Raw genomic sequence first — 25964 nt, 5'->3', positions numbered from 1 at the left:
GAAAAAGGGTGCCTGTATCACCTAACTTACAATCAGAGAGAAATGTGGGGGATTACTCCCCCACCAGACTACTCAACGCACAATAGAGTAGCTTGAACCATTGTGTTTCCACTGATTACATTGACCGAACAAATTCGGTCTCGCAGCAACAGTGAAAGGCACAACACCGTGGCACACACGGTCATTAGCCCGATAAGAGCAAACTTGGTCATTCCTCTTGACTCCTGTACAAAAAGGAGACAGAATCCAATTGTCGTGTTGGAGACTGCCTCGAGTTACTATTAATGGAACTCGGGGCTTTCGTCTTTTTGGTCTCACAACTTATTGTTCGCTTAAACCAATGGTTTATTTGAATCAATTATCTGCTTGAACCAAAATGATCCAAGCACCCACCGCCATCATAGCAGTATGCTCTCCACAGAAAAATATCGATTCCATTATTTACCATATTGAATATATTGATAATTAATAGAATAAGTAACAAAAATGGCCAACTCAGTTGACCATTTAGATATAAATGAACTAATTAGAAATAATGATTAGTGTTCGCGCGTTTTGCGGAATCTCACTTCAGGATAACGTTCGCTGGTTAAGTTCAAATTAACCATTGTCGGCGCAATATAAGATAAATTGTCACCGCCATCTAAGGCTAAGTTCTGCTCATTTTTGCGCTTAAATTCTTCGAATTTCTTCACATCATCGCACTCAACCCAGCGAGCGGTAGAGACGTTAACCGCTTCATAAATCGCTTCAACGTTATATTCGCTCTTCAGGCGGGAAACCACCACGTCGAACTGAAGCACCCCTACCGCACCCACAATCAAGTCATTATTGATTAATGGACGGAAGACCTGCACAGCGCCCTCTTCGGATAACTGCACCAAACCTTTCAGCAACTGCTTCTGCTTCAGCGGATCACGCAGACGAATACGACGGAATAATTCAGGCGCAAAGTTCGGGATCCCGGTAAATTTAAGCTCTTCACCTTGGGTGAAAGTATCCCCAATCTGGATAGTCCCGTGGTTATGCAGACCGATGATGTCCCCTGCATAGGCATTCTCAACTTGAGAACGGTCACCCGCCATAAAAGTCAGCGCATCAGAAATCACAACATCTTTCTTAATACGCACTTGGCGCAGTTTCATCCCTTTTTCATAGGTTCCCGAAACGATACGCATAAAGGCAACACGGTCACGGTGTTTTGGATCCATATTCGCCTGAATTTTGAAAACGAAGCCTGTAAATTTCTCTTCAGTGGCTTCCACTTCACGCACATCCGTTTTACGTGCTTGCGGTGCCGGTGCCCACTCAACGAGACCATCAAGCATATGATCCACACCGAAGTTACCCAATGCAGTACCAAAGAATACAGGGGTCAGTTCACCCGCTAAGAATGCATCGTGGTCAAATTCATGGGAAGCCCCTTGAACTAACTCCAGCTCTTCGCGAAGCTGAGAAGCTAATTCATCACCAACAGCCGCGTCTAATTCAGGGTTATTTAACCCTTTAACGATGCGAACTTCTTGAATTGTATGGCCTTGACCTGTTTGATACAAAATGGTTTCGTCACGCAGTAAGTGGTAAACACCTTTGAATAACTTACCGCAGCCAATTGGCCATGTGATTGGGCAACAAGCAATTTTCAGCTCATTTTCCACTTCATCTAACAGCTCCATTGGGTCGCGAATATCACGGTCCAATTTGTTCATAAAGGTCAGAATTGGCGTATCGCGCAGGCGAGTAACTTCCATCAGTTTACGAGTACGATCCTCAACCCCTTTACCGGAGTCGATAACCATTAAGCAGCAGTCAACGGCGGTTAATGTACGATAAGTATCTTCCGAGAAGTCTTCGTGTCCTGGAGTGTCTAACAGGTTCACTAAGCAATCATTATAGGGAAATTGCATCACAGAGGTGGTGATTGAAATACCACGCTGCTTTTCCATTTCCATCCAGTCTGATTTAGCATGCTGGTTAGAACCGCGACCTTTTACCGTTCCCGCACGTTGAATTGCGTGTCCGAAAAGTAATACTTTTTCAGTGATCGTGGTTTTACCGGCATCGGGGTGAGAAATAATAGCAAACGTTCTACGGGTGCTAACTTCATGGAGAAAATTCTGATCTGTCATTTAACCGTTCTTTTCGTCTATATCCAGATTTGTATGGGCATCAGGAAGAGGCTCGAGGTGGCTCTAAGCGCAGCAAATCCGTATTGTTAATCGTAATTGGCGGTTATTTTCGCAGATCTTGGGGTTATAAACAATCAGAGCCTGAAATGTTAGGCGCTCCACCCACAGGATGGAGCCCAATAAACTTACACCGACGCAACCACTAACTGAGCAATTTCCAGTCCCAATTCTTGTGTGCTGGCGTTTCCGCCCATATCGCGAGTCAAGTGACGACGTTCTCGAATCGCCGTTTCAACCGCTGACATAATCGTATCGTGCATTTCTTGGCAACCGAGATGCTGCATCATCATCGCTGCCGCCCAGATAGTCCCAATTGGGTTGGCAATATTTTTCCCAGCAATATCTGGTGCGGAACCATGCACAGGTTCAAACATCGATGGGAACTGTTTTTCAGGGTTGATATTCGCGGACGGTGCAATCGCAATCGTCCCCGTACATGCGGGTCCAAGATCTGACAAAATATCCCCAAATAAGTTTGAGCCCACAATCACATCATAAAACTCCGGCATCCTCACTAAGTTAGCCGCAAAAATATCAATGTGGAATTGGTCAACTTTCACATCCGGATACTGTTTTGCCATTTCAGCCACACGGCTATCCCAATACGGCATTGAGTGAAATAATCCATTGGATTTCGTGGCTGAACTTAAATGTTTTTTATCGCGAGAACGAGCAAGTTCGAAAGCATATTTTAAAATTCGGTCAGTCCCTTTGCGGGTAAAAATACTTTGCTGGGACACCATTTCATCTTCCGTCCCTTCATACTGAATTCCACCAATTGCAGAATATTCGCCCTCTACGTTTTCACGCACTACATAAAAATCAATATCACCCGGTTTTTTATCCGCCAGCGGGCATTTAATCCCTTCAAATAAACGGACCGGACGCAGATTCACATATTGATTAAAAGCACGGCGAATTGGTAGTAATAAACCCCATAAGGAAATATGGTCTGGAACGCCAGGGAACCCAACGGCACCTAAGAAAATAGCATCAAATTTTTTCAGTTGTTCTAAACCATCTTCCGGCATCATGCGCCCTGTACGGTGATAGGTTTCACACGACCAGTCAAAGTGTGTAAAGTTAAGCTTTACACCGTGCTTTTGTGCTGCTGCCTCTAAAACACGTAATCCTTCAGGGATCACTTCCGTTCCGATTCCATCACCCGGAATGACTGCTATATTGAATTGTGCCATTTTCAACGCCCTTATTATTATCTATGCATGTTCTCCAGTTTATGGCTTGCTGTGATAAAGTATAGGCATGAACTGTAATCCCTAGGTTTACAAACTATGAACAAGCTACCTTTGCTTGAAGATATCCGTGTATTTGTCACGGTCGCCCGATTGATGAGCTTCTCCCAAGCGGCGGAACAACTATTAGTATCTCCAGCATATATATCGAAACGCATTAAGTTACTGGAAGAAAACTTAGGGCAAACGCTGTTTTTCCGTAATGCTCGCGCCATTCAATTGACGCCAGAAGGGAAAATTGTTCTGCGTAGCAGTGAGTTATTACTGGAAGAGTTGGAGCGCATGCAGGGAGAGTTACAAGCTTGTCGTGAAGAGATCCGCGGAGAACTGCGCATCAGTTGCAGTACAGGCTTTGGTAGCACCTACCTGAATCCCTTTATTCTAGCATTACGTGCTGATTACCCGCTTTTGGGTATTGATCTGACACTAACAGATCGTTCTGTCGATATCATCAGTGAAAATATCGATTTGGATATCTGTATTGGCGGCACCATTTCCGAGCAATTTATTGCACGCCGGTTAGCCCGCAATAGCCGAGTGCTTTGCGCCTCTCCCGCGTATATTCAAAAATATGGGCAGCCTTCTTTACCCCAAGAACTTGAACAAAAACACTTGTGTATTGCCATCAAAGAGCGCAATCAAGCTCCCGCAATCTGGAAATTAGAGCACCAACAAGAAAGCATGACCATCACGCCGAACAGTAAATTAATGGTCAATAACGGCGAAGTCGCCAAACAATGGTGCCTCAGCGGTGAAGGGATTTTATTACGTTCACTTTGGAGTGTACTCCCTGAACTTCAGTCAGGAAAACTAGTGCGCGTTCTACCGCAATGGCATCAAGGTGCTGATGTTTTTGCTGTTTATTCACGTAGTTTACGTAATAGTGCTAGTCTTAGAGTTTTCATTGAAAATCTTGAAAAGTATCTCGCTACCCATTTACCACCCATCTTTGGGGATGAATATAACCAATTGGATGCCCATTAATGACCGAACCAGAGACTTTTAAAGAGCGCTTACTCAAGCTATTGAAACAGAAAAAAATGAGCCAGTTAAAAGTTGGGGAACAACTTGGCGTTTCCCGTACTGCTGTCAATAAGTGGACAAAAGGCGGCATGATTGACGAAGATAATCTCAATAAGCAGGCTGATTTACTCGATGTCGATAAGATTTGGCTCAAGTATGGTGAATACACGCAATCCCAACATTCGCTATCTGGAGTAGGCGGCACGCGCAATCCCACTTTCGGTGTTAATGTTGATTATGTGCTACTCAACCTATAAAGGTCTGAATGAAGAAGTCAAAGCAACGACCAAAGTCAAAAGGAGCCTGAAAGAAAAAGTTGGGCGCTTGAGAAAACCTATTTTCACGGAAACAGAGAAATCGTAAATGATAGGCTCGTGAAAGTTATAAAAAACCACGGTGGCTTCAGGGCTACCGTGGTTTTTCTTTAGAAAAATGTATTACGCTTTTTGACTAAACATATCTTCACTGAACAAGGTTAATGCCAGTACTAACGCATCTTCTCGGCCTGTTTTCGTTGGATAATAATCTTTACGCACAGTAGCCTGTTGAAAACCGAGTTTGTCATACAGATGAATGGCAGAGGTGTTCGATTCTCGCACTTCCAGCCATAGCGTTGAAATCCCTCGATTAACAAGGTCGTTAATTAATCTTTCCAATAACATACGCCCATAACCACGCCCTTGAAAATCAGGATGAATGGCAATGTTAAACAGCGTAGCCTCATCTAATACATACTGAGTTATCGCATACCCAACAATTTGATTATTAACTGATATTTTTAGATTATGGTACTTTTCACCTTGGTTTCCATAAAAAACTCGCTCAGTCCACGGAAAATCATGGCTTAACTTTTCAATTAAGAAGGCTGTAGCGAGATCAGATTGTTTGAGTGTTGAAATTTTCATCATATTGATAAATTTGTTTCCATAGTGCCTGTTTAGCATTGCTGCTTGCTATCAGTTCAGACAAAACAGGAGAAATAAATGTGACTTTTGAACCTTCGGGATGAATGCCATCCCCTATCACCCAACAAGGTATTGTTATTGGTGTTGGAATGAGTTTGAGCTGATCGGAATTAATGCATACAACGTCAATCTCATCGATCTTCATTGTGAGAAAAATATCTTTTAGCAGCTGGCTGTTTAAATCAAGGTTCTCATCAGTGATAATAATAAGCTTAGTCGACTCAGGAATGCGTACACCACGTTCACCACGTAACACAGTCGGATTTCTCACCATCCATTGAGTGATCCCCATTTGTTCTAAAAGTCTGTCACGTCGTGTCATTGCTTTACCCAGTCGTTAGTTAACAACCACATCTTATCAAAGGGGATTAATAGCGCCAACAGAGCAATGCTATTTATCTTTTTTCTGGTAAGGTAGTCCGCGTGGTTATATTCATTTTAGGAGATAGACAGAATATGTCATTACTGACACCCGCCAGCGAAGTTATTCAACGCCATTTAGAGCACTTTACCGATCGTCATGTTCTTTTGGCAGGCGATATTCAGGATGAACTGGGCGCAATTTTAGAAGCCGCCAGCGTGCGCGTGCTCACTAACCAGTACCATCGCTGGAAAAACTTACAGCCGGCATTGGGTGAAAATGTTCTGTTTTCTTCAACAGCAACTGCGGAATTCGTTAAACCTTGCGACACCTTAATTTACTTTTGGTCTAAGAACAAACAAGAAGCCGCGTTCCAACTTGATGACTTATGTACCCATCTTGCTGCTGGCAGCCAAATTTTTATCGTCGGCGAAAATCGCAGCGGCGTAAAAAGTGCCGACGCGATAATGGAAGGGATTGCGACACTGCAAAAAATTGACTCCGCACGCCGCTGTGGACTCTATTATGGTGAACTCGAGCAACCAACCGAATTTGATATTAAACGCTGGTGGCGTAACTATCAGGTTGATAACGTGAAAATTCATGCGCTTCCAGGTGTATTCAGCCATAACGAGTTAGATATCGGCAGTGATTTACTGCTTTCCACATTGACTGAGCCAATGAGCGGTAATGTGCTTGATCTGGCTTGTGGTAACGGCGTACTCGCTGCGGTTATCGGCTCACAAAATCCAGATGTCACCTTAACTCTGAGTGATGTCAGCGCATCCGCGATTGATTCCGCTACAGCAACATTAGCAGCCAACAACCTCACCGGTAAAGTGATCCCAAGCGACGTCTATTCCGATGTTGATGATAAATTTGATTGGATCATTTCGAATCCACCGTTCCATGATGGGATCAACACCAGTTATAACGCGGTAGAAACACTGATTTTCCAAGCACCTAAGCACCTGAAAAAAGGCGGACGCTTACGGATCGTAGCGAATGCGTTTTTACCATATCCTGATCTGCTGGATAAAGCGTTTGGCGGCCATGTGGTTCTGGCTAAGACAGGTAAATTCAAAGTTTACGAAGCCATTAAGCGCTAAAACAACGAAATTATCTCATTGTCGATTTTGTTTCTAACGGTCAACTTTATAAGTTGGCCGTTTTTTCATCAAACAAAATTACGCCGATAAAAATTTATTGACGTCTGCTCAAATTAGCCTAAAATCCGCAGCGTACTATTGATGCATGAGCAATTATGCAAAAGAGTTAGTATTGCGAGGGTGGCGGAATTGGTAGACGCGCTAGCTTCAGGTGTTAGTGTCCTATGGACGTGGGGGTTCAAGTCCCCCCTTTCGCACCACTTACTCTTCATAATTTCAATTATCTATGCGTTGACTGCTCTTCGCTATCCGTATCACATAGTTATCTATGCGTTGAGCATGATGTAGACAAGTATCAATAGAAAGAATTTTGACAGTATTTGCGAGGGTGGCGGAATTGGTAGACGCGCTAGCTTCAGGTGTTAGTGTCCTATGGACGTGGGGGTTCAAGTCCCCCCTTTCGCACCACTGTTAATGATTCGTAGCCTTAATCTTCAAAAATTCAATCTTCAGATATTCAATTCTCAATAGCCATTCACGCAATATTCCTAACCTAGATATCGCTTAGATAATCTTAGCTTCGCATAATAAAAATCAGTAAAAAACACGCTAAAGACATCACCGCTGGAATAATGAGTAAACGCCGTGAACCTCGATTAAACAGCATGCCTGCCGTCGCAATCATCAAGGTGATCATCGCCACTTTCAGTGGATCAAACCCCATATTGCTCAGCAAATACATAATACTCAGTAACACCACCGCGAAGACGCCCCACAAACCAGCACCAATACGCCGCAACCCTGTTGCTTTTGATACGCTAGTTCCCATAACGCCTCCCATTTATAGCTAACGAGTTTTTGGCTAACTCTTAATTAGCCTATAATTTCGCTAAAGATGATAATGATTATCAATAATATCTGCGTTTCTATAAAAATCAATCAAATTTTTGTGGGGAAAAACATCTCCCCACGGTGAAAATATCACTCAAAAATACAAACAAAGTGAATATCTTCAGGCTCTAGCGCAAACAGCTCAGGATCTGGCTTTTCGAGCAGTTCACAACCCATATATTGATAAAAATGCACCGTATTTTCGGAAGGGGTTGCAGAAATATACAACCCACCCGCGCCTTTCTCCAACGCCCTCTGCTGACAAAGTTTGAAAAGCTGGCCGCCCAGCCCTTCACCACGATATTGGTGACTAACATGAAGGAAAGAAAGTTGTAGCAAATCTAACTTTTCCCCGCGCCATACATTATCTAAACTGGCTGCGGCGATTAGGCTATCTTCATCAAAAACCCCAAAGAAAACAGCCCCGTTATCATAGCTAGCAAGTAAATACGGTGTATAAGCATCCGTTTCACCTTCAGGCCAACCTTTCATATCAAACCGCTGGGCAGATAACACTAATGTACCCTGCTGGTGAAGATAAAGATGTTCAATCAATTCAGTTCTATCAATCAACCACACATTTGGGATTTCATCCCGCGTGAGTTCACGTGTTATTCTCATTTTTATTGTTCTCTTAATACTTATATAAAGGCTATATAAATCGGATAGATAGCGAGCATACAGGCTACACAATAAAAAAGAAATCAGGGCATAAAGAAGGAAACTTAATGAGGATTTATTGGACTTTATAAACAAAAAAGTTCTCTGCAGCTTCCTGCCACAGAGAACTTTTAACTACAGGGGTTGGTTTATTGCTTCAATCCCATCGCATCGCGCATGGTAAAGAACAAATCGGTTTGGTCGGTCAGACCCATCACGTTCGCGGCATGTGGACCATAAGCTGCAACACGTAGCTGAGCACCTGTATGCTCCTGTGAATCTTCTTCTTCAGAGTTACCGTAGTTCACGGTCATCACGGTACCGTCTTTTGTGATCAGCGCTTGAGTTAAGCCTGATGACTTAGTTCCGTCTGGAATAATTTGACTAGAATGAGAGTGGTCAGCCGTCACGATAACCAGCGTATCACCGTGCTTCTTAGCGAAATCTAAGCCAACTTGTACCGCTTGATCCAGCGAGACAGTCTCGCCGATTTGGCCACATGGATTCGCTTTATGATCCTGTTTATCGATAGATGCGCTTTCAACCTGTAAGAAGAAGCCATTCGGATTTACTTTCAGTAAATCAATCGCTTTTTCCGTCATTTGCGCTAATGTCGGTGCATTCGGGTCTAACTTAGAATTCGGTTTACACTCTAAAGCTGCATTATTTAAGTTGCCGTGATAAGTGGCTTTTGGACCTTCCCACGCTACGGTCATGTTGCCATCATGGAACAGGCCTAACACTGGCTTATCTTGGTTAGCTTCTTTGATTGCATCGAGTGACTTAGCATCACGAACGATAGTGAATCCACGCTCTTCCGCTTGTTTTTCCAAGGTTTTCCCTTTGTAATCACCCGCTTTAGCTTCCTGCTTAAAGCTTTTCGCACCACCACCTAATGTGACATCGGCGCGGGTGATCATTAGCTGTTCAGAGATAGAACCACGACCGCCATTTTCTAATGCATTCGTTGCACATTTTTCGCTGGTTTCTTCTGGGCCGTAACATTTACGCCCCGTCACGTGAGAAAACTGAGCCGCTGGCGTTGCATCTTGAATTTCAGATGTCGTCACGTTGCCCGTTGCTTTACCATTACGTTTTGCAATTTCAATCAATGTGTCATGGTCGTTACCAAACACATCAATCCCTAAAGCGCCGTTATAGGTTTTCACACCGGAAGACCATGCCGTTGCAGATGCCGCAGAATCAGTGACATAGTCTGGTTTTTGTGTTTTCTTGTCTAATGCGTAATGGGTGTATTGCCCAGTGATTGGCAGTGCATCGATTCCTTTAAAGAAACCGCCAGCGCCTTCTGCATAGTTACGTGCGACAGTAATTTCAGAATCACCCATACCATCACCGATAAATAAAATAACGTTCTTTGCTTGACCATTATGCAGTGCTGCTTTCATGATATCCGTCTGTTCAGTCGATAAACGGCGAGCACCACCAAATTTAGTGATATCCCCTTTTGCAGCTCGACTTTCTGAAACTGCATCATTTTTATCCTTGCCAATCAATAAGAAGAGTAAATAAGTATGCTTCGAATAGTTGACCAGCATGCTAGAGCAGCCAGATGACAGTTGAATGACGGTTTTATGTCGATATAAAGATGATTGTCATAAACATAGATACCATTAGCATGACACCCCTAAATGCGAAACGCCCAATCTGAGCGTTATCGAGGAGAAAAATTATTGCTGAGAAGCCTGTTGGTTCATGAGCTGAGAAATCAGCTGTAATGCACTTAACAAGCGATGGCGCTGCTGGTCTGTCAAACGTAAGTAACGCCGAGCCGCGGGGAGCCGACTAACCATTTCCGATGCGGTATAAGGCTCAATTTCACACCGCCAAACCCCATTTTTGACAGCAATATGACAATGAGTGAAGTCTAGCTCTTCGAAAGTTTGGCGGATCACAGGGTACTGCTCCAAACTTTCGACCAAAAGTTTCCCATCCGTTTGTTGTGTCGTGAACTGAACGTGTTTTTTCCGCGCAGATCCTGCGGTTTTTACATCAATCTGAGCCACCAGCGCACTATCACATTTACCGGAAACTGCAAAACGGCTATGCACAATAAACGCCATAAACAAGGTTTTTACACGCTCAGTCACTTCCACTTTAATGCCTTGAGGCAATTGGATGAGGAGCACTCCAGGTGCCCCCCATTCACAAACATAAGGGGCGATATCTTTCTCTATCCGATTTAACGTTAACCCCGCTTGATACCCTGTCGGGAGGCGCTTTTGGGTTAACTTTTTCCACCATGGTGACTTAGGCAAGGTTACGTAAAGGCTCAAGTTCCACCTCCTCTGCATTGTCATCTTCAAATGAGTTGGATAATACTTGTTCAACCGGAACAGGTTTAAATGGATTCACTCTCTGCACTAACACGGTCCAACCTAATGCATAACTCGCGGTTAATCCCAACATAATGGCAAATGGGATATACACATCCGCTTTATTCATGCCCGGCGGCGTGATGTAAACAATCGCTAGGATGATCCCCACACTCGAAATAATTTGTGGGATAGGGAAGAATGGTGAGCGATAAGCACGATGTAAATCAGGTCGACGAATACGCAATAGCACCACAGAAATCGTCACTAATAAGTACGCCGTTCCCCACGAACACACCGCCGCCAGAACCAGTGGAATAATACGGTCTAAATCCCCTTGGATAGCAAATGCGTGCAAACATGGGATCATCACCGCCACTAAAATACCGAACACAGGCGTTTTAAAGCGAGGGTGTAAATAAGCGAATACCTTTGGTAATGCACCATCTAACGCCATACCGTAAAGAATACGCGGAACTGCTGCCATTAAGGTGTTGATGGTCGCCCCACCCGCCAGCAATAATGCAATCCCAATCCAGTATTTACCGAAGTCACCCATGATTTGCCCAGCAAACGCAGGAATGGCCATTGGCGTTTCTAATAGACTCACACCATTTTGTGGATCGACAATCACGTTTTCGACTTGGTTAGTCAGTGCTGCACCAAACAAGAACATACAGAATGCTACGCCACATAAACCAATCGCCATCGCACGCGGGATCACTTTGGCTGAATTTTTAATTTCAGGCGCCATCGGTGTCACTAATTCACAGCCGACAAACATAAACATCGCCATTCCCACAAAGCTAAGAACAACGGTCGGGTCAGAAATATTCAGCCCTTGACCAAACCAGCCTTCTGCGGAAACGTGAAATGGCATCAGCAGCCCGCAAATACTGAAAATCACTAGCGTGCTCCACATTGCAAAAGTGAGCACCACTTCCACCTTACCAAAAGCTTCGATACCAAATGCATTCAGTAAGCCGAATGCCACGACTAAACCAACACCCACCATCCAAGAGGAGTTGTTGGTTTCCAGCACTGTATTCAGGCTTTCAAAGTTCACTAACGCCATAATACCGGACAGAATGGTCTCTGCGGTGCCAGCAAAAACGTGAACAATTAGATAGGCAGACAGCGCCCCTGTAATCGCCCAAAAACGACCCATACCGCAGGAGATATAGTCGTAAACAGAACCGGAGGTTGGTAAAATTGCCGCCGCTTCAGAGAATGTGGTTAATTGAGCCTGCATCATGATAAAGCTCAGTAAAACAGCTAAGGCAAAAGTATCACCGCCGATCCCAAAACCACTGGTTACAGTGAGGATCACAGGGCTTGCCATAATCACGCCAACCGAACTGGCGAGCGTGGTTGGAAAGCCGACCTTACCTTTTTCAATATGTGATGTTAATTTTGAGGATAAATTCATTTTGCTTCCCTCTCTCTGCTCACAGCCCGAATTGTGAATTTTTTGTAAAAACTAAGTGACTGCATTCTCACTATAGAAATAAGCACAAACATGTCGCCATCGTCCTTTAGAACGATACCCAGAGAGAGGGGCGCGCGCAGAGCCCAAGACGAAAAGTACCCTTTAAAAACTCAAGTAATATAATAATCATTTAAATATCAATGGTTAGTTAAAAATCACCTCATTAATATATTAACAAATACACTGCGAAAGATACCCAAAGGCAGCCAACTACCTCTAAGCGATAAAAAACAAGTTTTGAATAGTGTAATCAAGTTCACGTTATTAACATGTTTACTTTATGTTAATTGAATTAAATTGCATGATAGTAAACTGTATATTTTGATGGGGTATGATGATGGTTCAACCGCTATTTAGTGAGAGTCAACAGGGCTTAATCGACTGCTGCCTAAATACAATTGCCCATATCATTCCGATTTCTGCGGCGGTTTATTATCTGGTGAATGAACACTGGCAGCCAGAAAACCATGTCCTGTATGGGATTTCCGCGCGTATGCATGAAGAGTATCTCTCGGCCTTTTCCCAGCACGATCCCTTACATCCCGACCATTTTCGCGGGGAAGATCTCCGTTTAGTGAAGATGCCGGTGGAAATGCGTCAGCACGATCAAACCTTCTTCCATGATTTTATGCAACCTAACCATATCGCGGATATGGCCGAGATTTTTATTCGCCGTAAAAATAAGATTGTGGCGGGCATTTCGGTGCTACGAGATACGCCATTTACCCCCCAAGAAGTGATGAGGCTCAATGCAATCTTACCGATTGCGGAGCTTATGACGTTCGATGTACGCCCCGATTCACTGGTTTCCTATACTCCGAAAGAGCAGGAAATCATTCACTTAGTGCGAGAAGGCGCCAGTAATAAACGTATTGCGCTGCTATTGGGCGTTTCGCTTTCCACCGTGAAAACCCATCTACGCAATATTTTTACCAAAGCCAATGTGAGCAACCGGACAGAGTTAGTTTCCTCCGGATTTATTCTCCGCCAAGATAAAATTCTATAAAAAATCCCGGCACATTGGCCGGGAAAACTGTTGCTTTACAGAAAAAACAAAACCACTAACGCTCTAATAACGCACCATGACGGACTTTAATTCAGTGTAATGTTCAATAAATGCACTACCAAATTCACGACCAATTCCTGAAGATTTAATACCACCGAAAGGTACTGCTGGGTCAAGGAAGGTGTGCATATTCACCCAAACGGTACCGGCTTCAATTTGTGAAACCATACGCATTGCTTTGCTGAGATCATTTGTCCACACACTCGCAGCCAAGCCAAACGGCGTGCTATTCATCATCGTAATCAGCTCTTCTTCATCATCATAAGCTAAGAAGGTACCGATAGGACCAAATGTCTCTTCTTTCATTAACACATCATCTGGACCATTTGCGCGAATAATCGTAGGCGGTACAAAGTAACCCGCTCCAGCAATTGGCTGCCCGCCATAGACAATTTCGCTACCATCTTGGCGTGCTTTTTCAAATAGGCTTAAGATCTTATCGTAATGGGCTTTATTGGCTAATGGACCCATTTCTGTGGTTTCATCCAATGGCGAACCAATCTTCATCGCCGATAAACGCGCTTTTAGCGCTTCCAGAACCGCATCCATCAATTTAGCTGGAATATAGAAACGCTCTGCGGCTGCGCAGATTTGCCCTTGGTTTAAATAACCTGCTTCAATGATGCCGCTCACAATCTTATCCACGGATAAATCCGCTAAGAATGCCGCACCATTTTTACCGCCCAATTCTAATGTGACGCGAGTCAGTTTACCTTCCATTGCAGAGCGCCCTACCGCCAATCCAGTCGGAACAGAGCCTGTAAAGGTCACTTTCGAACAAAGTTCATGGCTGATTAAAGCAGGTCCCACTTCGCGACCGCCACCATTAACGATGTTAATCACGCCATCGGGAATACCCGCTTCTTTAGCGAGTTCAGCCACGCGTAGCATGGTCAGAGGGGTAAACTCACTTGGCTTCAGTACAATCGTGCAGCCACATGTCAATGCGGCGGCTAATTTCCAAATGGAAATCATAATGGAGAAGTTCCATGGAATAATCCCTGCAACCACCCCGACAGGCTCACGCTGGGTAAATGCCGAGTATTTTTCGCCATTAAATGATGGCAAAGAAACATTCAGGGTTTCACCGCTAATTTTGGTTGCCCAGCCCGAAAAATAACGTAAAAACTGCGCCGCTGATCCCACTTCCAGAAAACGTGATAACTGAATGGTTTTCCCAGAACTTAAGGTTTCTAATTGCGCTAATTCTTCTAAGTGTTTTTCGAGCAAATCCGCTAAACGATTCAAACAGTTGCCTCGTTCCATCGGTGTGGTATTTGCCCATGAGCCTTTAAATGCGGCATATGCCGCATTCATCGCTGCATCAACTTCTTCACGAGTCCCTTCTTTCACTTTCGCAATCACTTGCTCGGTGGCTGGATTCACGACTTCAAAATAAGCATCTCCCTTGCCAGAAACAGGCAATCCATTAATAAAATGACCGTGTTGACGGTTCAAGAATTCTCTCACTTCTGGTAACAGGGTTAACTCACTCATCGTTATCTCCACCTCGTTAATTTATCGAATTACGCATTCACGCAGGCTAAATAGTGTTTTACAAAACGTGGTGCGCTGATTTCCCATAGCACTTCAGTGCCTTTAGCTGCAAACCAAGTGTCGCCTTTGTGGTATTCCACGGTAACACCTGTTTTCACGTCGGTTAATTTCACCGAACCTTCATGGACAGTTGCCATTTCATCAAATGGGTAAACCATCTTAAATTTGCCTGTTGTACACGCAAAAATACCGCAAGTCAGATTATCTGTTGGCTCGCCGTGGATCATCGCCACGCTGGCTTGTGGGTCGCCTTCAACAACCACAGAACCTAAATTGCTTACGCTACCAATGTTCAGTAATTCAGGAAGTGCTTTGTTTAACAGTAATGGGCTGATCATCTTTCTTACCTTCTATTATGTAATAAAATCAAAAATGGACATTAAATTTAGGAAAACTTAGCGACGACCTTGCCAATATCCTGATAACTGATGCCAACACTTGGCAAGTGACACAATGGCATTGCGCATGCTGTCTTTCCCCATGATGTCAGCATGAGGAATCGAACTCATCAGGTCATAGCGGCTGGAGCCTTCAACCATCCCCTCAGCAAGCACCTTGCACACGATCTGGCTCGGTGTAACACCAAAGCCCGAGTAGCCTTGCACGTAGAACACGTTTTTATGACCTGGGATCGTGCCAATTTGCGGGAACAGATTGGCACTGCACGCCATTGGACCACCCCATGCCAGCTCGATTTTGACGTCTTTCAGGTATGGGAAAACATTCAGCATCAATTTACGGTTCCACTCTTTCAAGTCAGATGGAATGTATTCTAAAAAGTACGTCGAGCTACCAAATAGCAGGCGATTTTCATTGGTCACACGGTAGTAATCGATGACTGGGCGAATATCGCTGTATGCCCCACGAATTGGGCTAATGCGTTCAATCAGTTCATCAGAAAGCTCTTCTGTCATTAACTGATAGGCATAGGTGTTAATTGTTTTTGGGTATAACGTTGGCTCAAGACCATTCAAGAAACCATCACACGCCCACAACATTTTTTTCGCTTTTACGGAGCCCATCGCGGTACGAACCGTTACCGTATCGCCATACTCAACATTTAATACTTGGCTGTTTTCAAAAATTTTTGCGCCATATTCACTCACTGCTTTCGCTTCCCCCAGTAACAGGTTAAGTGAGTGAACATGCCCGCCGCCCATGTGTTTGATCCCACATGTATAAGCGTCAGATCCGATGATCTGTTTTAAATCTGAACCTGTATAAAATTCAATTTCTTCATCTGGCGCGACGGCCTTAAAATCCGCCAGCCAACTGCGCAGGGTTTTCTCTTGGCGCTTATTGCTACCTAAATAGGCGTAACCATGGCAAAAATCCGCATCAATATTGTATTTGGCGATACGGTCACGCATGATCCCCGCGCCCATGTTGCTCAGTTTAAAAATCGTTTCTAAACCTTCAGAACCAACATGCTTTTTAATCGCGTCTAGGTCATGACCAATACCAGCCATCACTTGCCCACCATTGCGCCCTGTGCCGCCATAACCAAGATGACGACCTTCCAAGATAGCAATGTTGGTAATGCCCTTTTCACACAATTCCAATGCTGTATTAATCCCTGAGAATCCCCCCCCAATGATCACGACATCCACATCAATGTCTTCTTTCAAGGTTGGAAAACGCAAGTCATATTTTTTGGTTGCTGAGTAATAAGTTAATGATTCTACTTGGTTATTCATAATGGATACCTTATATAGTATCTTGCAATAACCTTGATTATCTTAACCAATCATTAACAGTTACATAGCCCTTTAGGGATATTCGAAACATAAAGTTAACATTTGTGACGTGGATACAATATTTACTTATAAACAAAATTAAATCAATTTAAATCTTTTATGTTTAAATTCAAAAAGATAAATATTTATTATTATATTAATAGAAAATATTACATATTCTGATAAAGAAAGAAGACAAGGAGTGTTTTACTACTGAGAGTAAATTGTAATTAATTGAAAAATAAAACTTATTTTAACAATTCAGTTTAACTATCTGATATATACCAGAAATAAACTAACCCCACTCAATTACTGTTTTATTGGAGTCATTAACAAATTAAACAATTCAACTTGAGAGTTGATCTCTAATTTTTGATAGATATTCTTACGGTGATTTTTGACGGTGCCTAAGCTAATAAACAGCGCTTCGGCAATTTGCGGGGAACCTTTACCTTCCAAAATTAATTCAACGACCTCACACTCTCTTGGCGTCAAACCAAAGCAAGTTTGTAAGTCCGTATTGCGGTAATGGCTAGAGACTGAATTCGGTACCACTTCCTTATGTAACCGAGCAATACTTCGAATAATATCAAAGGCTTCTTTTAATGATTTCTGCTTACTTTCATCTGAAAGAAAAGGCTGATCTTCATTACCAAAGAAAATACCTAATTGTTTATCGGCTGATAGCTCCAGCAGCAGCCCCGCCTCATCACACCAACCTGTCTTCCGATAAAAATTAAGATAATAATCCGTATGATAAAATCCTTTTGGTGCAACTTCTTTCAATGTTAGCACCTTCGAGCTGCCGCCTTTTTGTAGCTCTTGATAGAAAGGATCCATCAGATAAGCGCCACGCTGATAAATGCGATTGATACTGTCGCTATTACGCTTTTCAACTTTTGACAAAAAGCGTGGTGCGCCTTCTTTTTCGAAGGCATAGATAATAGCGTTATCAAAAGCCACAAAAGAGGACAGCCATGACAACAAATTGGGGTAAAACTGGTTAGTTGCCACGGAGTCAATAAGGTCAGGTAATTTATGCAGATAATGATCCATTCAGCCCTCACTCATTAACTTATTAATAATTTATCACCGTGTATATTCAGGTGAACTATGACCCTATAAAGACCATATTCTGGGAGGAAGCTCAATTTTTTTGTTATTAATATGTTAATTAACTCACATTATACGCCATGATAATTAATAATATTTTATCAATTATTTAATAATTTGAAGGGATGTGGGGCGAAGTAGAAGATAGGGAAAGTGGAAGATTGGTAAAAAAAGCAGCCCCGAAAGGCTGCTAGAAAACTATTTATTGATAATGGCTTTCAATTTGCTGTAACGACGGATCAAACGCCATTTTAATTTCAGTGTTGTGGCATGCTTCCAAACAATATCCCAGTAACCTTTATCAAAAAACAGCTGAACCATCTGCTTTTGCGTTTCTGGTGACTTAATGGCTAAGAGCGCTAAAACAACCCCTAAACCTTCTTTCCCCACCTGCCATAAGCAGGCCGGTGCTTGTTTCACTTCCTCAGGATGACGTTTATAGATATCCATCAACATATCCAAGATCTTCAGGTAGGTATTGATCTTACGTACTGAGCGCTCATCTCCGGTTAAAGAGTGAGAAACAGATTGGTTATGGATCAGATATTCATAATATTGTTCATTGATAAACTGCACGCGTTTGGCAACCAGCAGCATTTCTGTCGTCCAAGGAATATCTTGGTGGTGCAATCTAGGCTCAAAGGTAAAATTATGTTCTCGAATTAATGACAAACGATACAGATTCAGCCATGTTACATGGAGAAATTTACGGGAGCTCAAGCCAATTTGTAGCCATTGAGGCCCCGTAATCACGCCAGTAGAAGGCACTTTATTCGGTGGGAAAATAGCCTTCGGAGCATCTCCATTAGTGTAAACATAAGTACCATTACATGTAGCTACGTCCAGATCACCCGCTAAGGCAATCTCTAATAAGCGACCATACATTCTGGCATCAATTTCATCATCAATATCAGGGAAAGTGATGTATTTCCCTGTTGCGACAGCCATTCCGGTATTACGCGCAACGGAAACACCACCATTTTCCTGAGTGAGTACTTTGAAATTCTCAAACTTATCTTCGTATTGACGGATCACGGATTCGCTATCATCTTTTGAACCATCGTTCACAACGATCAGTTCCCAGTTTTCGAGCTTTTGAGCAATTAAGCTGTCAAAAAAATGGGGTAAAAACTTTTCGCCGTTATAAACAGCAACAACGATACTCAATACAGGCTGAAGGGACATGTTTAACCTTATGCTAATCAATTGATTATTATTGCCCTTAAAATACCGTATTTTATGTTTTTATTCATTAATAATGCGGGATCTTCGCGAAAGTAAATAAATTCAATTCAATACTCATGGTCAAAATAGGTATACTCCAAAATGACATCATAAAAAATAATGTCATTCAGGATAATAAACACGTTTAGGAAGAGGAATCATGCCGCCACTCAATCGTCGCTTCTCAATTATCAACCAGGTTATTGGGTTAATGCTGCTTATTGCTGTTTTGGGCATTATCGGTATGACGATTTCCAACCGCATGATCATCAGTGTACAAGGCAACGCGCATGCCATTAACACATCAGGCTCCTTGCGTATGCAAAGTTACCGCCTACTTTCTTTAACGCCCATAAACCAACATAACCAAAATTACCTTGATGAGTTAGAGAAAGACTTACTCAGCCCCGAGCTCACCCAAGTGGTTAAAATTGAAAATCTCACACCTGAATTTAATAAAATACATGAATTTTGGCTGAATACTTTAAGACCCGCACTCACTAAGGCATCTTCGCCTGATGATGCTCGCTATGAAGTCATTACTTTTGTTAACATGCTTAATGAGTTAGTTCATAACATTGATGATAAAACTGAGAAAAAAATCGCTTACGTTGCGATGACTCAGTTGATTTTTATTAGCTTAGTCTTTTTGCTGTTGATGGGGACAATCTGGCATTTGAGACGAAAAATTTATTACCCATGGATGAAGCTGCTTTCTATGGTTAATGCCATTGGGCGTAAAGATTTTACTCAGCGCTATCCCATGAAAAATAATAAGCAAGATGAGCTCAATGCCCTAGGTGAAACCCTCAATCATATGTCTGATGAGTTGGCGCAAAGTTACCACCAACTCGAAGAACGTGTAGCAGAAAAGACCGCAGACTTACTCGCTAAAAACCGTGTTTTGTCATATCTTTATCAATCAAATCAAATATTACACTCATCGGAAACACTTTATTCAAGATTACAAAAAGTTCTCGCGGAGCTGAAAAACATTACACAGTTAGAAAACTTGCGACTCAAATTATATGAAGATAGCAATGAACAATATTTCCATGAAATCTCTTATGCCACGACCAATCTCGAAATAGATAAAGCAAAGCTATCTTCTACTAATCAGCATCCATTAAACAATAATTCAGCAAAAGAATATCAAACGTTACAGTGGGATCTCTCTGATAATATGCACCGATATGGTGTGATTATCGGTGAACTTGAGCAAAAACAACCATTTTCTGATGAAAAAAATAGATTGGTTCTTATGCTCGCGAAGCAGATTTCAGGTATGCTCACCATGGAGCAACAGATAGAGCAACAACAACAGCTGCTGATTATGGATGAACGTGCCGCGATTGCCAGAGAGCTTCATGACTCTATCGCGCAATCACTCTCATGTTTAAAAATGCAAATTAGCTATCTGCAAATGCAACCAGAACCATTACCAGAAACAACTCTACATTTACTCAATGAGATGCGTACAGAAATTAATACTGCATACAGTCAGTTACGGGAATTATTGACGACTTTCCGCTTGAAACTCACTGAATCAGGTCTATTACCTTCACTCAAAAGTACTTTAGGTGAATTTAGCGGGCGTATTGGCTTTAATATTCAACTTAATTATGAAATTCCAGCGAAAAGTATCTCGCCACACCAATCTATCCACATAATACAAATTATTCGTGAAGCGCTAAGTAATATTCTGAAGCATGCCAATGCAACTTGGGCTAAAGTTTCATTAAGCCAACATAGAGGCACCGTCACCATTACAATTGATGATAATGGCAATGGTATTGATGACAATCCAAATAAACTTAACCATTATGGCCTCATTATTATGAGAGAAAGAGCACTTAGCCTAAATGGCGAGTGTTACATTACTCAACGCACAGAAGGGGGAACCGAAGTGAAAGTCACATTCCCTTTATCTGATATTTAAAACATCTGACATTTAGAACATTTGATATTTAAAACACCGGATCAAATCATTCATGGAGACTAAAAATATAATGACCGAAAAATCAACGATCCTACTTATTGATGATCACCCAATGCTCCGAAATGGTGTAAAACAGCTGATTAGCTTAGAGCCTTCACTTCAAGTTATTGGTGAAGCTGGTGATGGCAAAACGGGTATTCAGATAGCAGAAGAACAAGATCCTGACCTGATCCTTTTAGATCTCAATATGCCTGGAATGAATGGTTTTGAAACCCTAGATGAGCTCAGAAAACGCGAACTGTCAGGCAGAATTATTCTCTTTACCGTATCGAATTATAGTGACGATTTGATCAGTGCGCTTAAGCGAGGTGCGGATGGTTATTTACTAAAAGATATGGAACCTGAAGAACTCATTATCGCACTCAAAGAAGCTGCAAGTGGAAAAATGGTGGTTAGCCCAACATTAACTTCTGTTCTTGCGGAATCATTAAGAGAAAATCAATCACAAAATGAAAGCGATGCTGCCGCACTAACGCCAAGAGAATCTGACATTTTAGAGCTTATCGCTCAAGGATTATCAAATAAAATGATCGCTCGAAATTTAGATATCGCAGAGAGCACCGTAAAAGTACATGTAAAACATTTGCTTAAAAAACTAAATCTAAAATCTAGAGTCGAAGCTGCTGTCTGGGTGCTCCAACAAAAATAATATTTTTTCATCATACCGTCTTCATTCATAGCTAAATGATCGATTCATCTAGCTATGAATGCACTTTATCAAGCTCCCATTGCAAATTAGCAAAGGTTATTAATAGCTCTAATCTACAAGTCATTTTTTTCCAGTTATAATAAGCTTGTTTTTGACTCTTACTGATACAGATGACCCCATGATAGAAGAACAGCTTATTTTAGTTAATGAACAAGACACGCCGATTGGTAGCATGCCAAAATTACTTGCTCATCAGCAAGGCTGCCTGCATCGTGCATTTTCTATCTTCATTTTTAATCGTAAGAACGAATTGCTCATTCAACAACGCGCCTTTCATAAATATCATTCTGCTGGACAGTGGGCCAATTCCTGCTGTAGCCATCCAAGGCCACAAGAAGATACCCATGATGCAGCTTTGCGTCGCTTAGCGGAAGAACTCGGTTTTTCAACTTCATTAACTCATGTTGATGAGTTTATTTATAAAGCGGATGTTAATGGTGGGCTAATTGAGCATGAGTATGACCACCTATTTGTGGGGTACTATGATAATCAAGTCATTCCTAATCCTGAAGAAGTCAGTGCTACCCGCTGGGTTAGCCTTGAAACTTTAGCCCAAGAGATTAGTACTCACCCTGAAAAATTCACTCCGTGGTTCAAAAAAATCTGGGAAAAATACCCATTACTGAATTTTTCTTCCTAATCCTTCTTCTATATTACGTCAACTGCGTACATTCATTTTCTATCTGCTACAGATAGTCTTTTTATAAGAATTAGAGACTGTAATCGATAGTTTTTAGTCTTGATTAGATCAATGGAAGGATCTTAATGTCTATTTTAGATCTGATTCAGAGGCTTTATTCTGACGTTAAGTGGCCACATCACACGAGGAATTTTTCTGTCGAAATAATATGTTATTGGTGAGACTTGGTTATTAACCTTGAGATGGTCGTATTGCGTTTTTTCGTTGGATAACTACAGTGATGCCCCACAGATGGTGATACTCCAAGAGTAAGAAACGTAGAGTTCAGGGAGCTTTCGAGATTCGACGATAACTTTCTCGATCATCACGCTTCAGATGATAACAATATTGCCTTTTACCACCTATTTTTCATGCCCCAAACGCAAAAAAGCCACCCAATGGGTGGCTTCTCGGCTAATTTAATGTCTGGCAGTTCCCTACTCTCACATGGGGAGACCCCACACTACCATCGGCGCTACGGCGTTTCACTACTGAGTTCGGCATGGGGTCAGGTGGGACCACCGCGCTATTGCCGCCAGACAAATTCTGTTTATTCCCGTTTAGCCTTTCATTCACTAAACCAGAATATCAATCCTGAACAAGCTGTTGTGTCCGCCTCTCGGCGTCTCACACTTTATTGAATCAACGTCATCTCTCATCTCGAAAACACCTTCGGTGTTGTCAGGTTAAGCCTCACGGTTCATTAGTATTGGTTAGCTCAACGTATCGCTACGCTTACACACCCAACCTATCAACGTCTTAGTCTTAAACGTTCCTTTAGGACCCTTAAAGAGTCAGGGAAGACTCATCTCAAGGCAAGTTTCCCGCTTAGATGCTTTCAGCGGTTATCTCTTCCGCACTTAGCTACCGGGCAATGCCATTGGCATGACAACCCGAACACCAGTGGTGCGTCCACTCCGGTCCTCTCGTACTAGGAGCAGCCCCTTTCAATCTTCCAACGCCCACGGCAGATAGGGACCGAACTGTCTCACGACGTTCTAAACCCAGCTCGCGTACCACTTTAAACGGCGAACAGCCGTACCCTTGGGACCTACTTCAGCCCCAGGATGTGATGAGCCGACATCGAGGTGCCAAACACCGCCGTCGATATGAACTCTTGGGCGGTATCAGCCTGTTATCCCCGGAGTACCTTTTATCCGTTGAGCGATGGCCCTTCCATACAGAACCACCGGATCACTAAGACCTACTTTCGTACCTGCTCGAGCCGTCACTCTCGCAGTCAAGCTGGCTTATGCCTTTGCACTAACCGCATGATGTCCGACCATGCTTAGCCAACCTTCGTGCTCCTCCGTTACTCTTTGGGAGGAGACCGCCCCAGTCAAACTACCCACCAGACACTGTCCGCACCCCGGATAACGGGGCTACGTTAGAACATCAAACATTAAAGGGTGGTATTTCAAGGTTGGCTCCACGCAGACTGGCGTCCACGCTTCAAAGCCTCCCACCTATCCTACACATCAAGGCTCAATGTTCAGTGTCAAGCTATAGTAAAGGTTCACGGGGTCTTTCCGTCTTGCCGCGGGTACACTGCATCTTCACAGCGAGTTCAATTTCACTGAGTCTCGGGTGGAGACAGCCTGGCCATCATTACGCCATTCGTGCAGGTCGGAACTTACCCGACAAGGAATTTCGCTACCTTAGGACCGTTATAGTTACGGCCGCCGTTTACTGGGGCTTCGATCAAGAGCTTCTCCTTACGGATAACCCCATCAATTAACCTTCCAGCACCGGGCAGGCGTCACACCGTATACGTCCACTTTCGTGTTTGCACAGTGCTGTGTTTTTAATAAACAGTTGCAGCCAGCTGGTATCTGCGACTGGCTTCAGCTCCATGGGTAAACCACTTCACCTAATGCCAGCGTGCCTTCTCCCGAAGTTACGGCACCATTTTGCCTAGTTCCTTCACCCGAGTTCTCTCAAGCGCCTGAGTATTCTCTACCTGACCACCTGTGTCGGTTTGGGGTACGATTAATGATAATCTAGAGCTTAGAGGCTTTTCCTGGAAGCGGGGTATCAGCTACTTCGCCACCGTAGTGACTCGTCATCAGACCTCAGCATATAGTGAACCGGATTTGCCTAATTCACCTGCCTACATCCTTAAACCGGGACAACCGTCGCCCGGCCAGCCTAACCTTCTCCGTCCCCCCATCGCAATTATCACCAGTACGGGAATATTAACCCGTTTCCCATCGACTACGCATTTCTGCCTCGCCTTAGGGGTCGACTCACCCTGCCCCGATTAACGTTGGACAGGAACCCTTGGTCTTCCGGCGTGCGGGTTTTTCACCCGCATTATCGTTACTTATGTCAGCATTCGCACTTCTGATACCTCCAGCATGCCTCACAGCACACCTTCACAGGCTTACAGAACGCTCCCCTACCCAACAATATTTACATATCGCTGCCGCAGCTTCGGTGCATAGTTTAGCCCCGTTACATCTTCCGCGCAGGCCGACTCGACCAGTGAGCTATTACGCTTTCTTTAAATGATGGCTGCTTCTAAGCCAACATCCTGGCTGTCTGAGCCTTCCCACTTCGTTTCCCACTTAACTATGACTTTGGGACCTTAGCTGGCGGTCTGGGTTGTTTCCCTCTTCACGACGAACGTTAGCACCCGCCGTGTGTCTCCCGTGATAACATTCTTCGGTATTCGTAGTTTGCATCGAGTTGGTAAGTCGGGATGACCCCCTAGTCGAAACAGTGCTCTACCCCCGAAGATGAGTTCACGAGGCGCTACCTAAATAGCTTTCGGGGAGAACCAGCTATCTCCCGGTTTGATTGGCCTTTCACCCCCAGCCACAAGTCATCCGCTAATTTTTCAACATTAGTCGGTTCGGTCCTCCAGTTAGTGTTACCCAACCTTCAACCTGCCCATGGCTAGATCACCGGGTTTCGGGTCTATACCCTGCAACTCATTCGCCCAGTTAAGACTCGGTTTCCCTACGGCTCCCCTATACGGTTAACCTTGCTACAGAATATAAGTCGCTGACCCATTATACAAAAGGTACGCAGTCACACCACAAGGGTGCTCCCACTGCTTGTACGTACACGGTTTCAGGTTCTATTTCACTCCCCTCGCCGGGGTTCTTTTCGCCTTTCCCTCACGGTACTGGTTCACTATCGGTCAATCAGGAGTATTTAGCCTTGGAGGATGGTCCCCCCATATTCAGACAGGATAACACGTGTCCCGCCCTACTCGTCGAGTTCACAACACTAACACCTTCGGATACGGGGCTATCACCCTTTACTGCCGGCCTTTCCAGACCGTTCTCCTGATGCTAATGCTGATTAAGACTCTGGGCTGCTCCCCGTTCGCTCGCCGCTACTAGGGGAATCTCGGTTGATTTCTTTTCCTCGAGGTACTGAGATGTTTCAGTTCCCTCGGTTCGCTTCGTTTGACTATGTATTCATCAAACGATAGTGCAACGAATTGCACTGGGTTTCCCCATTCGGAAATCGTCGGTTATAACGGTTCATATCACCTTACCGACGCTTATCGCAGATTAGCACGTCCTTCATCGCCTCTGATTGCCTAGGCATCCACCGTGTACGCTTAGTCGCTTAACCTCACAACCCGAAGGTGT

General features: G+C 43.4%; 21 protein-coding genes, 2 tRNA genes and 2 rRNA genes. 9 read left to right on the top strand and 16 right to left on the bottom strand.

The genetic code is table 11. The annotated features are described in order from the left end of the window. Positions 1-539 precede the first annotated feature (539 nt). Positions 540-2129, bottom strand: a complete 1590-nt coding sequence (prfC, locus tag GKR48_RS05055; RefSeq protein ID WP_036950211.1) for a peptide chain release factor 3 — start codon at positions 2127-2129, stop codon at positions 540-542. A gap of 185 nt (positions 2130-2314) precedes the next feature. After that, positions 2315-3385, bottom strand: a complete 1071-nt coding sequence (locus GKR48_RS05050; protein WP_154627275.1) for a tartrate dehydrogenase — start codon at positions 3383-3385, stop codon at positions 2315-2317. Between the two features lie 96 nt (positions 3386-3481). Between GKR48_RS05050 and GKR48_RS05045 the strand changes: the two genes are divergently transcribed. Further along, on the top strand, positions 3482-4426 hold the full coding sequence (locus GKR48_RS05045) for a LysR substrate-binding domain-containing protein (RefSeq protein ID WP_154627274.1): 945 nt from the start codon (positions 3482-3484) through the stop codon (positions 4424-4426). Further along, complete coding sequence (locus tag GKR48_RS05040) at positions 4426-4722, top strand: helix-turn-helix domain-containing protein (RefSeq protein WP_230088599.1); 297 nt, start codon at positions 4426-4428, stop codon at positions 4720-4722. The genes GKR48_RS05045 and GKR48_RS05040 overlap by 1 nt, the downstream gene beginning before the upstream one ends. 180 nt (positions 4723-4902) lie before the next feature. On the opposite strand, the gene rimI is transcribed toward GKR48_RS05040, so the two are convergent. Continuing rightward, positions 4903-5373: a ribosomal protein S18-alanine N-acetyltransferase gene (gene rimI, locus GKR48_RS05035; RefSeq protein ID WP_154627273.1), complete on the bottom strand. Its 471-nt coding sequence runs from the start codon at positions 5371-5373 to the stop codon at positions 4903-4905. After that, positions 5342-5752 carry a DNA polymerase III subunit psi gene (locus GKR48_RS05030; protein ID WP_154627272.1) on the bottom strand — a complete coding sequence of 137 codons (411 nt, stop codon included), beginning with the start codon at positions 5750-5752 and terminating at the stop codon, positions 5342-5344. The genes rimI and GKR48_RS05030 overlap by 32 nt, the downstream gene beginning before the upstream one ends. Positions 5753-5886: 134 nt before the next feature. Between GKR48_RS05030 and rsmC the strand changes: the two genes are divergently transcribed. The 3 genes from rsmC to GKR48_RS05015 all read left to right on the top strand — a co-directional run bounded on the left by rsmC (position 5887) and on the right by GKR48_RS05015 (position 7368). Beyond that, positions 5887-6900 (top strand): 16S rRNA (guanine(1207)-N(2))-methyltransferase RsmC, encoded by a 1014-nt coding sequence (gene rsmC, locus GKR48_RS05025; protein WP_154627271.1) that lies wholly within the window; start codon positions 5887-5889, stop codon positions 6898-6900. Positions 6901-7074: 174 nt separating this feature from the next. Next, a tRNA-Leu gene (locus GKR48_RS05020) sits at positions 7075-7160 on the top strand. A gap of 122 nt (positions 7161-7282) precedes the next feature. Beyond that, a tRNA-Leu gene (locus tag GKR48_RS05015) sits at positions 7283-7368 on the top strand. Between the two features lie 106 nt (positions 7369-7474). Here the strand turns inward: GKR48_RS05015 and GKR48_RS05010 are convergent. From GKR48_RS05010 to GKR48_RS04990, 5 genes are all read right to left on the bottom strand, one after another. After that, positions 7475-7729, bottom strand: a complete 255-nt coding sequence (locus GKR48_RS05010; RefSeq protein ID WP_154627270.1) for a DUF1435 family protein — start codon at positions 7727-7729, stop codon at positions 7475-7477. Between the two features lie 152 nt (positions 7730-7881). Further along, positions 7882-8412, bottom strand: coding sequence for a GNAT family N-acetyltransferase (locus GKR48_RS05005; protein WP_154627269.1), 531 nt, complete (start codon positions 8410-8412; stop codon positions 7882-7884). A gap of 188 nt (positions 8413-8600) precedes the next feature. After that, positions 8601-10010, bottom strand: coding sequence for an alkaline phosphatase (gene phoA / locus GKR48_RS05000; protein WP_230088598.1), 1410 nt, complete (start codon positions 10008-10010; stop codon positions 8601-8603). 132 nt (positions 10011-10142) lie between these two features. After that, positions 10143-10748, bottom strand: a complete 606-nt coding sequence (locus GKR48_RS04995; protein WP_230088596.1) for a DUF3156 family protein — start codon at positions 10746-10748, stop codon at positions 10143-10145. After that, positions 10723-12216 (bottom strand): APC family permease, encoded by a 1494-nt coding sequence (locus GKR48_RS04990; RefSeq protein WP_154627268.1) that lies wholly within the window; start codon positions 12214-12216, stop codon positions 10723-10725. Before GKR48_RS04990 ends, GKR48_RS04995 begins: the two co-directional genes overlap by 26 nt. A gap of 397 nt (positions 12217-12613) precedes the next feature. On the opposite strand from GKR48_RS04990, the gene GKR48_RS04985 reads away from it, so the two are divergent. Further along, positions 12614-13282, top strand: coding sequence for a helix-turn-helix transcriptional regulator (locus GKR48_RS04985; RefSeq protein ID WP_154627277.1), 669 nt, complete (start codon positions 12614-12616; stop codon positions 13280-13282). A 63-nt stretch (positions 13283-13345) separates the two neighbouring features. On the opposite strand, the gene GKR48_RS04980 is transcribed toward GKR48_RS04985, so the two are convergent. From GKR48_RS04980 to GKR48_RS04960, 5 genes are all read right to left on the bottom strand, one after another. Continuing rightward, complete coding sequence (locus GKR48_RS04980; RefSeq protein WP_154627267.1) at positions 13346-14839, bottom strand: aldehyde dehydrogenase family protein; 1494 nt, start codon at positions 14837-14839, stop codon at positions 13346-13348. 29 nt (positions 14840-14868) lie between these two features. Further along, positions 14869-15237, bottom strand: a complete 369-nt coding sequence (locus tag GKR48_RS04975) for a cupin domain-containing protein (protein ID WP_154627266.1) — start codon at positions 15235-15237, stop codon at positions 14869-14871. Positions 15238-15294: 57 nt separating this feature from the next. After that, positions 15295-16596, bottom strand: coding sequence for an NAD(P)/FAD-dependent oxidoreductase (locus tag GKR48_RS04970; protein ID WP_036950176.1), 1302 nt, complete (start codon positions 16594-16596; stop codon positions 15295-15297). Positions 16597-16944: 348 nt separating this feature from the next. Next, the gene (locus tag GKR48_RS04965; RefSeq protein ID WP_154627265.1) at positions 16945-17691 is read right to left on the bottom strand and encodes a helix-turn-helix transcriptional regulator; all 747 of its coding nucleotides are present in this window, start codon (positions 17689-17691) and stop codon (positions 16945-16947) included. Positions 17692-17946: 255 nt separating this feature from the next. Then, entirely contained in the window at positions 17947-18933 is a 987-nt protein-coding gene (locus GKR48_RS04960) for a glycosyltransferase (RefSeq protein ID WP_154602817.1), read from the bottom strand. 199 nt (positions 18934-19132) lie between these two features. On the opposite strand from GKR48_RS04960, the gene narX reads away from it, so the two are divergent. The 3 genes from narX (at position 19133) to idi (ending at position 22320) form a co-directional block, all read left to right on the top strand. Beyond that, the gene (gene narX, locus GKR48_RS04955; protein WP_154627264.1) at positions 19133-20911 is read left to right on the top strand and encodes a nitrate/nitrite two-component system sensor histidine kinase NarX; all 1779 of its coding nucleotides are present in this window, start codon (positions 19133-19135) and stop codon (positions 20909-20911) included. Between the two features lie 70 nt (positions 20912-20981). Beyond that, positions 20982-21620 carry a two-component system response regulator NarL gene (gene narL, locus GKR48_RS04950; protein ID WP_230086564.1) on the top strand — a complete coding sequence of 213 codons (639 nt, stop codon included), beginning with the start codon at positions 20982-20984 and terminating at the stop codon, positions 21618-21620. A gap of 178 nt (positions 21621-21798) precedes the next feature. Further along, entirely contained in the window at positions 21799-22320 is a 522-nt protein-coding gene (gene idi / locus GKR48_RS04945) for an isopentenyl-diphosphate Delta-isomerase (protein ID WP_154627263.1), read from the top strand. Between the two features lie 463 nt (positions 22321-22783). On the opposite strand, the gene rrf is transcribed toward idi, so the two are convergent. Both rrf and GKR48_RS04935 read right to left on the bottom strand, forming a co-directional pair. Continuing rightward, positions 22784-22899, bottom strand: a 5S ribosomal RNA gene (gene rrf / locus GKR48_RS04940). Between the two features lie 142 nt (positions 22900-23041). Then, positions 23042-25947, bottom strand: a 23S ribosomal RNA gene (locus GKR48_RS04935). Positions 25948-25964 lie beyond the last annotated feature (17 nt).

The sequence above is a fragment of the Providencia sp. wls1943 genome, from assembly GCF_009706275.1.
Classification (GTDB): domain Bacteria; phylum Pseudomonadota; class Gammaproteobacteria; order Enterobacterales; family Enterobacteriaceae; genus Providencia; species Providencia zhijiangensis.
Note: the sequence above shows the minus strand (reverse complement) of the source record. Positions and strands in the feature narration are given on the sequence as shown.